Origin of the sequence: Fibrobacter sp., assembly GCA_024399065.1 — a bacterium.
Taxonomy (GTDB): domain Bacteria; phylum Fibrobacterota; class Fibrobacteria; order Fibrobacterales; family Fibrobacteraceae; genus Fibrobacter.
On sequence record JAKSIB010000004.1, the window covers coordinates 151,397 to 163,853 of the forward strand.

Consider the following 12,457-nt stretch of genomic DNA (forward strand, 5'->3'; position numbering starts at 1 on the left):
GCTTGGAACCAATAAAACCAGCTGCACCTGTTACGAGAATTTCATATTATGGGATGGCTTACATGCCTTCTATCATTCGTTTTTATATACTAAATAAAAGAGCAAAGATGGAAACTAGTTCCATCCTTGCAAAAAACAATCTAATTAATCCTTTTTGCTTTCTTCGATAAATTTCTTTCCATCCTTCAGGAAACTGACAACAATCAGTATCATCACGATTCCTATAGGGAACGCTGCAAGAATACTTACCGACTGCAAATTGCTCATGGAGCTTTCTGAGAAAACAAGTGCTATCGGTAAAATAATCAAAAGGACACACATCATCAGCTGGATCAATTTGTTAGGAGATTCATTTTCTTCCAGCTTGTGATAACTATAGCAAGATGCTGTATACGCAATCGAATCAAAGGATGTTGCATAGAATGCCATCATTGTCAGCAGAACCAAAACGAGAACGAACGGTGCACATGGCAAAGTATTAATGATATTAATGATCATCGTATACAAATCACCGTTTGCAGCATACGCTGACATATAATCAACTGCACCAGAAGTTTGCTGTCCCAAAGAATAATTTCCAAGAATTACAAAGCTAAGAATAGTTGAACCTACGCCAAAAACGTATCCTCCAAGTAGGGTTTGACGAATCGTTCTACCTTTGGAAATATTCCCAATGAAGAACGGAGCCGCAACACACCACACCATCCAATAAGCCCAATAGTAAATAGTCCAATCCTGGGGGAAATTATTCTTACGTAAAGGATCTGTGTAAGTGGAAAGACCAATAAAATTCTGGAGCATTCTTCCTAGTGATTCAAATCCCGTATCAATAATGTAGCGAGCTTCGCCGCCAAAAGCCAACACATAGAAGTTCAAGCCGAAGAACATGAAAATGCAAACTTTAGCAAGGATGCTAATTCCCTTAAAGCCGTGAAGTAGGGAATATGTATAAACGGCACAAGTCACTACAAGAATCACAATGGTGATTGCTGTTCTACTGATTTCTACATGGAAAATTTCCGTAATAATACTAGCCATGAGTGGCGTTGCAATACTGAAGGTTGTTGCTGTACCAGCAAGCAGTGCAAAAACTGCCAACAAGTCAATAAAGCGACCGGCAATACCATCTGTATGCTTTCCAAGAAGCGGACGACAGGCTTCAGAATATTTTTGACGGGATTGTTTACGAACATGAAGCATGAAACCAAATGCAACAGCCAACACAAGATAGAACGCCCATGGAATCAGACTCCAGTGGAATATCGGGAAAACACCTGCCCAATCTTGAACGCTACCTAGCTCGGCAATATGGGGATTTGTTGCATACATAACCCATTCAGAAAAAGAATAGAACAAAATGTCTGCAGCAAGACCGCAAGTAAACATCATGCATCCCCATGCAAAAAATGAATACTTCGGTTTTTCATTTTTTCCGCCTAATACAATATCACCATACTTAGACATGGCCAAGAAAATGGACATGATGAAAAAGCCTAGTCCAATTACCAGATAATACGTTCCGAATGTATCGCCAAAGAAAAAGCGAACCTTGCTCAAAACCGCATTCGATTGTTCAGGCAATGCGAAGAACAATACGCTAAGAATTATAACAATTGTAAGAGGAACAATTGTTATAATCCAGTCTATTTTACCTTTTTCGATTTTCATTTTTCTCCTTCATGCATTGAGCATTGTGCTATTTGATAAATGATTTATAGCTGGGATCCATTGCGACCAATTCGTCAAAATTGTCGATTTCAACGATATCCCCTGATTTCATCGGACGTATTCCCAAATCATATTCTTCAAAATGACAGAACATTGCGACATCGTCCCAATAAATTTGACGATTCTCTTTTTCATCAAATTCTAGCTCTAGGTGCCGTTTCAGTTTTTTTCCATCTTCCGCAGTCCAGCGAGATACGCTAAACAATTGCCACCCCTTGACTCCTCCAGTTCGGCTACATGAGACAACACGATTGCTTTCAACTTGCATTAGCCATTCATTGGTCTCGCCATCAGTCCAAATTGCATTGTAGCCTGACTTTTCGAATTCGGGAGATAAAATGGAATCATTGTAGACAATTTGATCTCCGTCCAAGATGATGGCTTCGCCAATATAATCTCGAGCCACGTAGAGTGAAGAAATGTTATTGCAAACATCATAGAGAGGATTTTCAATTATATGAAGATTCTCGTACTCCTTCTCTAGACAATAGAATTGCTCTTTCAAGTAACCGACCACAACATATATTTCGCGAATTCCGTTTCTATGTAAAGCCTGTATCACGGAATCAATCATTCGCTGTCCTTTGACCTTTATCAAAGGTTTTGGAACGGTTTGGGTTACCGGGCGCATTCTGCTGCCAATTCCTGCAGCCATAATTATCGCGCGTTTTACACAATGCATTTTATCCTCTATCTCAAATACCTAAAACTTGACGTTCTTTATTAACCAGGTTGAAGAAGTCCTTTGCGTAGCGATATTGACGTAAGTGGTATTCGCCAAATTCAACTCCAAGCGAAGCCTTGTATTCACACCAATTGCTCCACAAAAAGCCACAGACAGCCATGTAGGCATACACTTTAACTCGGATTACATCGGGGCATTTGCCATCAAAGTATATGTTAAGAAGATGATCAACCTGTAATTTGTCGTAATATGAATAAATTGAAAACATAGCCAAATCAACATGCGGGTCTTGCATTCCAGCATATTCCCAGTCAATCAAACTAATCACCGTTTTCCCGGAAGAACTCCTTGAAAAGAGAAAGTTGTCGGGAATGGCATCAATATGGGTTAAACACCTCTCCCCAATATTCTTTTCTATAAAAGAACGAAGCGACAAAACATTTCGTTTAGTTTGATTGTAATCCCTAAATACAGAAGGGACGCCTTTTCTCAACTTTTCATAAAATTCTATTTGCCCGAAAATGTCAAAATTATGAGAGACTTTTAATTTCAGATTGTGAAATTCCCGTAATTTTTTCATGCAAATTTTCAAGTCAGCATCATCATTTGCGTTACAAACTCTAACGTCTTTCAAAAATTCCGTTATTTTGTATCCATTTTCCGGATTGATGTATACGACATCGTCACATATCCCCTTGCCGGATACAATTTGATATACAGCCGCTTCATTTTTTCGATTGATAAGAGCGGATGTTCCCTCGCCAGGAATTCTCATGATGTACTGTTTGTTCCGACACGAAAATAAAAAGGACCTATTAGTCATTCCTTTTTTCAAAACAGTTATATCACAAATTTCTTTTGGACGTACATCAAAAGCTTTTGCTATTACATCTATAGCATCTGTTTTTAAATGATTTGAATCCTCATCCAAATCACGAAGCTGTTCATATGTGTTAATTTCAACATAATCAGAAGAATGTTCTACTCGAGCTTGAACAATCATTTTCTCTTCGGAAAACAACGCGTCTTCCCAAAATGAATTGTTGTGCAAACCATCATTATCAAATTTCTTTAATTTTTCTTGGACAAATAGCGAATCTTGGCAAGAAAGGTAGGCGATACCAATCATTCCATTTCCGCCAGTCTTATCCGGTGCGTATACAAGTTCCATTTTTCTATTTACTCGAACGGAACTGTCGTCGTCAATCAGGTCAGAAACCATATACCAAGAATACAATTCATTTTTGCGATATGGATTACGATTACACCAAATATCACATGGAACCACATAGGCATTATCAAGTAAATCAGCAACAAGATTTAAAGAATGCAAATTGTTCTTTGAAGAATATTCCTTGTTAACAACCAACTTGACACCATATTTATCAATTAGGTAGTCAAAGGACTCCTTCATAAAACCGACAATGATATGAATGTCAAAGATTCCGGCCTCATGGAGCTGTTCGATGGTTCGTTCAATCAAGACCTCTCCATTAACCTCAATAAGAGCCTTTGGAGATTCTAGATTAATTGGAACCATTCTCATTCCAAAGCCTGCTGCTAGAATGATGGCCCTGCGGGGGGCCAAACGGTCAAACTCCTGACGAGCTTTTTCTGTGAGTCGAAAATCGCTATCCAAGTATTTGGATAAAACTAGATTCTTCAGGGAACGATTCACAATTCCAAGAGAATGTCCGCAAGATTCAGCCAAAATCCTTTGATTTACGAAAGGATTTCGCAAAAGAGTATAAAGGACGTCTTTCTCGTAGGTATCCATCAAACATTTCCATGTTTTCACGAAATTCGACTTTTCATTTTTCGTGAACATTCTGCTCAAAAAAAAGTGGCAGATTTTTCCACCACCTAAAATGTAGCTTATTTGTAAGATATTGTCTACACTTTTTTATATGCTTTAAAATAATGATGGCCTATACGATCTTCTTCAGGAGGCAGTTGCATATAATCACCATATGTAAGGCGCAAAACCTCATCGTAACGTTTGGGAACCTTAAACTGGTATTTTTCAAACGGCCAATCAATCAACTCATCAAACCATTCTTTTTTGAAGATATCCCTGGCACCACCAGACAACCAAACAACACAGCCAATGTAACTGCTGGACTCATAAGGTTTCACTCGAGCTAAAGACTCCAATTTTCTCTGGAAATAATCTTTTCCGACCAACTTTGAGAAAAGGAATACAGGAAATTTCAATATTTTACGGACTTTTGACTTCGTAATTTCCACCGCATAATGTTTTCTAGAAGCTTGATAGCAAAAAGATGACAGTCTATCGCCTTTCAATCCGTACGCTAAAGATTCTTCAAAAGTCGCTCCAAGGCCATCATAGGGATAAATATCAATAAATACCCCCATGCCATAAGGTTTTTCATTATCCATTTCAATCACATAACGGTCATCACTTATTCGCGTTATCATATATGGATATTCAGGACATTCTTCCCTATTAAACATCCTCAAGTTAGGAAATTCTTCCGAATGGCTTTTAAAATATGCAAGAAAACGATCATAGTCCGGGCGAGGCATCATAATATCAACATCGTCATCCCATGGTATATAACCCTTATGACGAATTGCGCCTATTAGTGTACCATAAATCAGAGAATATCTAAAACCTTCCCTATCACAAACTTCCGCCACAGAATGCAAAATTTCCAAGGAAATGCTCTGCATCTGTTGCATTGTCAAATTTTCTTTCATATAAGGTATTCCTTTAGTCCTTTACCAGGATTTCCGAATAAAATGTATTTGATTTTTCTGCATCAGAAGAGTCAAACTTATAACTTAGCTTATGAAAACAGGTTTGCCCCTTTATAGCTTGCCACATCGTTGAATCATACGTATCGAACAAACGCAATAAAAGCATATGCGGCACAGAATTACAGAACGGAATAACTTTTTTCCATTCCTCAGGATATGTTTCCAATGCTATTTCAAAGAAATCGTGGATTAAGAAGTAATCAATCATATGGTTGTTTTTTTTCCAGTATTCATATAGCAAGTGCTTGGTCAAACATATAATAGGATTGTTTGTTGCTGCGGTCATAAACCAACTGGATATGGAATAACACTCGCCGTCTAAGCCGGGTTTTAAACACTGGTATACAAACAAATCTGAATCAAATAAATGTTCGGGATAATCGTTTCCGGAACAATAAACAGTTGCGTCAATCCATGTTCCTCCATAACGTTCTAAAAGTTCAAGACGTAGCAAGTCTGAAAAATGTGTTTTGGTAATTATTCCCGAGTTTATTTTTTCTTGGATATATTGGGGAAAAGAAACGAAATCCCTGTAATTTTCTTCAGTCAGTAAAACAACTTCCCTGTTGTGCAAATTTTTTTGCATAGACGAGAAACATTTTTTTACGAGGGCAGGTGCTTTATCTATACCCTGAAGCCAAAGAATCCATACTTTGTTGGATTTTATATTCTCGTGTTTTTGTTGTGCAAAATTCAAAGAGAAATCGATTGCGTATTTCTTAAACTTACGCCGAATTTTTTCTAATCGGCGATTGTTTATTGCTAATCTTGAAATTTCAAGAGACTTTCTTCTGAATCCGAGTGAGATGATAATCCATATGGAAAAAAATAGAACGCGGGCGCGCCATAATTGAATGAAAAAATTTTTCCCACCCAACTTCTTTAGCAATTTTAAACAGATATGCAATTGAGCTACCGCCTTATTTCTAGACTATTTTTTAGAAATTCCATTGATTTATCTTTGTACTCTAAAATTCTTGCATCAACAGTGTTCCAATCAATGTCGTTGTTTATTTGGTTGGCTAAGTTTGTGAAACTTGAGCAAACTTGACTAGATAAACCTGCAATGCTCATTAGACTATCAATTCTACTATGGGAGGATTGCTTGTCTGTTTTAGGAATGCGGTAAAAGGTTAAAAATTTCTTGTGGAAGATGATGCTGAATACAGAACAATGGAAGGAATCTGTGACCACATAGGCTGCATGCTCCAATAGATTTATGAAGTCAAGACAGTCTGCGTCATATACGGACTCATCTCCGAAATTTTCATCTGCGGGTTCATACCAGTCCATATGACGGAAAACAACGAGCTTCATGCCGAGTTGTTTTGCCATAGATGTTACTGCCTCTCGGTTATCCAACCGTGGACCTAGCATATAACAGAGTATGTAGTCTCCAGAAATATGTTTTTTTGATGCTGAAGATAGCTGCTTCCATTCTTCTCTTGATAACAATAGGGTTGGATCGGCGACAACAGTTGCTTTTTTGTTTGTCAGTTCTTCTACAATTTCTTTTCCTCTGATTTCTCTAACGCCAATTGCATCCATTTTGTTCAGAAATGCGGCTACCCCCTTTTTTTGGTGGCTGAGAATGAACGACTTTCCAAAACTGCTAGAGTAGCTGAATTGAGGAATACTGCTATCAACAAACAAAAGGTTGTAAAAACCTGCGTAAAGGCTCAATGGTCCCCAAACTTGATCGCTGCCTACAAAGATAATGTCATAATTTTTTGAGCCTTCTGTGAGATTTCTCCATCCGGTATAATAATCACATAGCGGCTCAAAGTATTTTTTCTTAAATTCATTAACAACTGATGTCCGCAAATCGATATTTGCACTGTACTCAGGATGTCTCTTTTTGAAATTAGAACTTCTTCTGCTACTAATAATCGAGGATAAGGCTCCGCTTCTTAATAGCCCCGGAAGTATTTTTAATGTTTCCCACAGGGTCCTTTTTTTTCTGTATCTGATTATACGAAGATTGTAACCTAAACTTTCAATAACCTTTATTGTTGCAAGACCTTGTAGTGATGTGCCGTAGTTGTTGTGGTTCGGGTGCATTATTATAACGCCCCCAACCAGTTTATTTACGTTCTTCATAATCAGTCTACCTCTCCTTTCTTTGTGAAAAGAGGAATTATCCACCATAATTTACGCCTTTTCCCAATAAACATTTGGAACTTAGCAAATAGATAATACGCAATTGATTTGGGGTAAGAAAAATTGGTTAATTCTACATCATATTCAGGAGTCGTTAGGCCAATTGTTTTGGCGAATTTCAATACGCCTCCCACTCGCCCTTTCTTTTTGGGCGCAGATTGCTGGCATTTGACCAGCTCTTCTTCGCTAAGATCATCTAATTTTATGTATCCTGCATCGGCGGCGGATTCGAGAAGACCAATAAATTTTTGATTTCTGACAATCAGTGAATTAACACCAATTTTGTCATCCTTGTATTTTCCGTAATGTATATCGCCGAAAGATACATCGGCTAGTTCTGAATAATGGTCTATGCAGAATTGACAACGATTGGGGATAAAGAAACTTCTTAGGGGATGATAGTAGAGCTGGAATTCTTCTTTGTATTCTTTATCGGTTTTTGCAACTAACGAACCTAAGCATCCTTCGTCTCTATATTGGAAGTATGTCAGTTTTGCTTGCTCAATTTTTCTTTGTTTAAAGACGTATTCTGTTAAGTTGAATGTTCTGCCGCAAGAACAATATAGGCCAAATAAACCAAAGACTTTTTCGCGGAATTTTGCATCAAGCTTTTCGTACTTGCGAAAACCTTGTATTGCACAGGGGGATCCAACTATAATAACTTGGCCTTCTTGCTGCTTAATCTGCTTTATTATGCCTGAAAATGTTACTGGGCAATATTTTGAAGATCTTGCTTTGAAAAGCTCTTTAGAATCGTGCACCAAAACAGTCTTGTTTAAGAATGGTTGTGACATGTCATTTTCAGCAACCACTGCGCCAGATATAATCTTGTTATCCAATAGGTATGCGATAAATGCGGTTAAAATTCCGCCGGATGCACCATGAAATCGTGTTTCGTAATCTAGCGCGTAACCCGAGTATGATTTTTGGTACCATCCAATTAATTTGTGATAAGAACTCGATGTGCTTTCAAATTTTTCGCTACCAATTTTTTTCAACGGAATGCCAAGTCCAGGACAGGCGTTGCTACACCTATGGCAACCTTTACTATTATTGCAGGTGCTTTGGTCTATGATTGGACGATATTCTCCATTTACAACGGAAATTTTTATGGAATTTGTGGGACATGCATCTGAACAAATTCCGCAACCAAGGCACAAGTTGCTTTTTACTGTTTGTGAAACGTTATTCATGTGGTATACTCTTGATAAACTTGGCGGGATTTCCTCCCCAAACTTCATAGGGAGGGATATCCTTGGTTACAATTGATCCTGCAGCAACAATAGAAAAATCACCGATATTGACTGAATTACAGATGATAGTTCTTGCTCCAATAAACGCATTTCTACCTATGTGTACCGAACCAAAACGAAACCATGACCCCTTTTTTTTAGCGAAGTTGTTTGCAATCAAATAGTGGGTGTATATAATTGTTCCTTCAGTAATGTATGCATTTTCTTCTATTTCAATCAGGTCGGGACGAATTGTGTCCAAACTTACATCTTTACCAACAAATCCAGTCTTCCCGAGAATTTTGACTCCAATAAATCGTAGGCATTTATATCGTAATCCCCCGCTCATGGGTATGAGTGCCAACAGTTTTAAGGACAAGTATTTTCTTACGCGTCCAAATGATTGAAATTTACGCATGTGATATTACCGGTGTTGTTTTGGATTCGTTTTCGTTTAGTAAAGGCGCGAACATAAAAAGGACTGCCGTAAGTGGTGAAAAAAACGTGGAGGTCGGAATGCTAGAAAATGTTTGTGTGATGATTATAAATAGGGTGTATGCGTAATAGCATTTATTTCCTTTGTTATTGGCGAGAATTTGTTTTATCCAATAGAAAAGTATACCTAGCATGATGATTATTCCAATGTAACCAAATTGTCCCATTATTGCTGGCCAGTAGTTGTCCAAGGCGAATTTGGGATCGTCAGGAGTGAATCCCCATCGTGTATCAAGTCCGTACTCACGGTATAAGTTTGAATAGAATTTTACTGCAACATCAGTCCCATAGGTGCCAAAACCGGACCCAATTGGAACAAATCGGTTCATTGTTTCCACACCATAATGTAACAATATTGCTCTCGGCATTTCTTCGTTATTGAAATATTTGTCGATTTGGTCTGCAGTTATAAAAAGACCCATCGCGGCAACAAATGCAATTGTCCAGAATTTGAGCTTGATAATTTTTTTCTTGTGTATAATGATGTAGTACAAAAGTATATATACCAAAATAAACACAAATCCTCTTGAACGAAATGTTAGGAGCCATGACGTTAGGGTCATTATGATTATAAGTTTCGTAGTAGTACCTTTTTGAAAAAAACTCCTATACGCGGTAAGAAATAAAAGAATAACATAAAGGGAGTTGGCGAATCCACCGGCATTTCCATGATAGAATTTAAAACAATAAAATCCAAATCGATAATCAGCAGACATTCCAATGTTAGTGAATAGACTGATTACTGCGCAAAGAAATGCTGCAAGAATATAGAGAGATGAAAGCTTTGCGATAGGCCTAATTATGCTGTATTTCTTTTGTAAAGATAAACTGCCTATATAGTGGTTTGACGCGACAAAAATGATAAATACTTTTGTGCATTGTAGAAAATCTAATCCGATAGGAAAAAGCGAAGTTTGGTAGCCGTGGGCATAGTTTCCGATTAGTCCAACTAAAAGTAAAACAAAACACAGTTTGAAAATTTTCTTTTCATAAAAGGAAAGCTTTTTATAGTTAACGACTATATATATGTACGAAATGATGCCTAACACTTCATCCACATACGAGATAAGGGGAATTTGGGTTAAAACTCCGCTGAATAAGAACCATAAGAAAATGAATATACAGAATGCTTTCATGTTTAGGCGCTATATGCTTGTCAAGCCAATTTCATATTTCTTTTGAATTTCTTCAATACTAATTTCATTTTGAATAAATTTTTCCAGGTTTTCTTTTATGTAAGAATCCTCTACTTTACCTTCAATTATTTTTGACATAATTGAAACCATTTCGTCAACAGATTTGTTTTTGTGCAAAAAACCAGTGACTCCATCTTCAATATATTCCCGAAAACCTTCGTGATCCGAAGCGATGACTGGAACCCTGTAAAAGTAAGAAATTAAAAGAGGACCGCTTTGTGTTACGTCTAGATAAGGCAGTAATAGATAGTCGGTGTTTGCAAAAATCTGGGGGATTTCTTGATTTTCTATTCTGCGAATATGTAAATCAAAGCAGTTGTTGTGCTTGATTTTTTTTGAAAGCTCTTCCCAGTACGAACATCCTCCGCAAATTTTGATTGAAAATTTGTCTGGATACGTTTCATATAGACGATTGCCTGCCTCTATAAGGTATTCTATACCCTTATTTTCTCGTATGCTGCCAAAAAAAAGAAATTGAATTTTTTCTTTTTGAGAAGACCTTTCTACAGGATTTCCAAAGCCCTTAAGATATAGTGGGGCATAAAAAGTACTTTTTCGTGGATATTTTTGGAGAAACAGTTTTTGTTGGGTTCTCGAGAAAAACTGGAAATGGTTTACCTTTTTAAAGATTATTCTTTTAATCAAAGAATAAATATTACGATTCTTTACTCCGACATGATCCATGAAATCATGGCATGGATAAATAATTTTATTAGAATCATAGGTCGAACATAGCAAGAGTGGCCATAAATATGGTACACCAAGATAATTTACATAGCAAACGTCCGGATTGCTCCTCTCAATCATTTTTATCAGTTTGAAAAAAACTTTAAATGAAGCGAAAGAACGAAGCCTTCCTGGTATATTCAGGACAATACCGTTAATTGAATGTTTTTGGAATGTATCTAACAGTTCCGTCTCAGGAAACCAACAATCTTGCTGTCTAATGACTATCCATGTAATATCAAAATTTTCGTTTATTTTGGGAACTATTGGTAAATCGACATCAATAAACGAAGATCCTGTTATCCAGAAAATTCTCTTTTGCTTCATTATGGAGATTCCTCTTTTGATTTTGCAAAAATATTACACAACTCCATCAAGGATTCCATTTTAAGTTTGTTGTATTTTGTGTAATCTATAGCTTGTTGTGCTATTTCATAGTTGTTATAATCAAAAACGATTCTGCTTTCTAAATCAAAAATAGAGAGTAGAGAATGTAACCTAGACGTTCCCCTTGCTTGATTACTGATAGAAAGGAATTTCTTGTTGAAAATCAGGGAGAACACTGTTCCGTGAAAGCTGTCCGTAACGATGTAATCTGCGTGATAGAAAGCTCCGAGCCAACGTTCAACAGATGGTTGAATTCTTGATTCTGTTGGTGCGTTTGTGTTCCACTGTGCGTTTATAAAAAGAGGTTGCTTTTGAAGATCTTGAGATATCTTTTCTATAAATTTTCTCTTTTCATTATTATCGTCTAAAAGATAACATAAAATTTTGCCTTCAAATTCTTTCCCGCATTCATTGTTTATCAATTGAAGGTAGTCTTCCTTTTCCAATAACAACGTTGGGTCTAAAACATATTTTGCGTCACATTGCAAATGTTTTTTACATAGATGGACTCCGGATTTTTCTCGGATACCAATAAAATCAAATTTTTTTAGCAATTTCGAACATACTTGCGTTTCGGAAGGGGTATAATCCCATTCGTCAATTCCAAATGATGCTGCGTATGCAACACGTTTTACATTCCATTCCTTTGTGAATGAAAGATATGAATTTTGAATATTTCGATTGTAGCTTCTTCTCCAGATTTGGTCGCTTCCAACTACGTAGGCTTCAAAGTCATGTTCCTTTATTTCTTGTAGGTTGCTGATGCATTGAGTATGTAAGTATCTATCTATGAATGGCTGTATATATTGACTTACGATAGGATATGACTCGTTGAAGTGTTTTTCTTCAAAAATTAGGATGGATTTTCTGAGAAAGAATTTTAAAACAAATCTTTTGATGTATGCCAGATAACGAATTTTCAGCGGAAGTTGTCGCTTCAACGGCTTATCTATTATTGTGATGCGGTGTCCCATTCGCTCCAAAACATGCTGCAAAGCGTAGGCTTGCAGTATGCCTCCGAAATTTAAGCGAGGGGGGATGGTTACTATTGCTATTCTCATATTGGC

The 12,457-nt window shown here is 37.1% G+C and carries 11 protein-coding genes; all 11 read right to left on the bottom strand.

The window, feature by feature from the left end; genetic code table 11:
- Nucleotides 1-144 precede the first annotated feature (144 nt).
- Nucleotides 145-1,668 (bottom strand): BCCT family transporter, encoded by a 1,524-nt coding sequence (locus tag MJZ25_03410; protein ID MCQ2123209.1) that lies wholly within the window; start codon nucleotides 1,666-1,668, stop codon nucleotides 145-147.
- 28 nt (nucleotides 1,669-1,696) lie between these two features.
- Nucleotides 1,697-2,383, bottom strand: coding sequence for an NTP transferase domain-containing protein (locus tag MJZ25_03415; protein ID MCQ2123210.1), 687 nt, complete (start codon nucleotides 2,381-2,383; stop codon nucleotides 1,697-1,699).
- Between the two features lie 40 nt (nucleotides 2,384-2,423).
- Nucleotides 2,424-4,190, bottom strand: coding sequence for a phosphocholine cytidylyltransferase/choline kinase family protein (locus MJZ25_03420; protein MCQ2123211.1), 1,767 nt, complete (start codon nucleotides 4,188-4,190; stop codon nucleotides 2,424-2,426).
- 116 nt (nucleotides 4,191-4,306) lie between these two features.
- Complete coding sequence (locus MJZ25_03425; GenBank protein ID MCQ2123212.1) at nucleotides 4,307-5,134, bottom strand: LicD family protein; 828 nt, start codon at nucleotides 5,132-5,134, stop codon at nucleotides 4,307-4,309.
- Nucleotides 5,135-5,147: 13 nt separating this feature from the next.
- Nucleotides 5,148-6,083, bottom strand: a complete 936-nt coding sequence (locus MJZ25_03430) for a capsular polysaccharide synthesis protein (GenBank protein ID MCQ2123213.1) — start codon at nucleotides 6,081-6,083, stop codon at nucleotides 5,148-5,150.
- A gap of 23 nt (nucleotides 6,084-6,106) precedes the next feature.
- Entirely contained in the window at nucleotides 6,107-7,294 is a 1,188-nt protein-coding gene (locus MJZ25_03435) for a polysaccharide pyruvyl transferase family protein (protein MCQ2123214.1), read from the bottom strand.
- 2 nt (nucleotides 7,295-7,296) lie between these two features.
- Nucleotides 7,297-8,547, bottom strand: coding sequence for a Coenzyme F420 hydrogenase/dehydrogenase, beta subunit C-terminal domain (locus MJZ25_03440; protein ID MCQ2123215.1), 1,251 nt, complete (start codon nucleotides 8,545-8,547; stop codon nucleotides 7,297-7,299).
- The gene (locus MJZ25_03445) at nucleotides 8,540-8,848 is read right to left on the bottom strand and encodes an acyltransferase (GenBank protein MCQ2123216.1); all 309 of its coding nucleotides are present in this window, start codon (nucleotides 8,846-8,848) and stop codon (nucleotides 8,540-8,542) included. Before MJZ25_03445 ends, MJZ25_03440 begins: the two co-directional genes overlap by 8 nt.
- Before the next feature lie 148 nt (nucleotides 8,849-8,996).
- Complete coding sequence (locus tag MJZ25_03450; protein MCQ2123217.1) at nucleotides 8,997-9,599, bottom strand: hypothetical protein; 603 nt, start codon at nucleotides 9,597-9,599, stop codon at nucleotides 8,997-8,999.
- 627 nt (nucleotides 9,600-10,226) lie between these two features.
- Nucleotides 10,227-11,330 (bottom strand): glycosyltransferase, encoded by a 1,104-nt coding sequence (locus MJZ25_03455; protein MCQ2123218.1) that lies wholly within the window; start codon nucleotides 11,328-11,330, stop codon nucleotides 10,227-10,229.
- Nucleotides 11,330-12,451 (bottom strand): polysaccharide pyruvyl transferase family protein, encoded by a 1,122-nt coding sequence (locus MJZ25_03460; protein MCQ2123219.1) that lies wholly within the window; start codon nucleotides 12,449-12,451, stop codon nucleotides 11,330-11,332. Before MJZ25_03460 ends, MJZ25_03455 begins: the two co-directional genes overlap by 1 nt.
- Between the last annotated feature and the right edge of the window lie 6 nt (nucleotides 12,452-12,457).

Coding starts and splice junctions, on each gene's coding strand:
- MJZ25_03460 (MCQ2123219.1), bottom strand. CDS start 12,451: ATGAGAATAGCAATAGTAACCATCCCCCCTCGCTTAAATTTCGGAGGC.
- MJZ25_03440 (MCQ2123215.1), bottom strand. CDS start 8,547: ATGAATAACGTTTCACAAACAGTAAAAAGCAACTTGTGCCTTGGTTGC.
- MJZ25_03420 (MCQ2123211.1), bottom strand. CDS start 4,190: ATGGATACCTACGAGAAAGACGTCCTTTATACTCTTTTGCGAAATCCT.
- MJZ25_03435 (MCQ2123214.1), bottom strand. CDS start 7,294: ATGAAGAACGTAAATAAACTGGTTGGGGGCGTTATAATAATGCACCCG.
- MJZ25_03410 (MCQ2123209.1), bottom strand. CDS start 1,668: ATGAAAATCGAAAAAGGTAAAATAGACTGGATTATAACAATTGTTCCT.
- MJZ25_03415 (MCQ2123210.1), bottom strand. CDS start 2,383: ATGGCTGCAGGAATTGGCAGCAGAATGCGCCCGGTAACCCAAACCGTT.
- MJZ25_03425 (MCQ2123212.1), bottom strand. CDS start 5,134: ATGAAAGAAAATTTGACAATGCAACAGATGCAGAGCATTTCCTTGGAA.
- MJZ25_03455 (MCQ2123218.1), bottom strand. CDS start 11,330: ATGAAGCAAAAGAGAATTTTCTGGATAACAGGATCTTCGTTTATTGAT.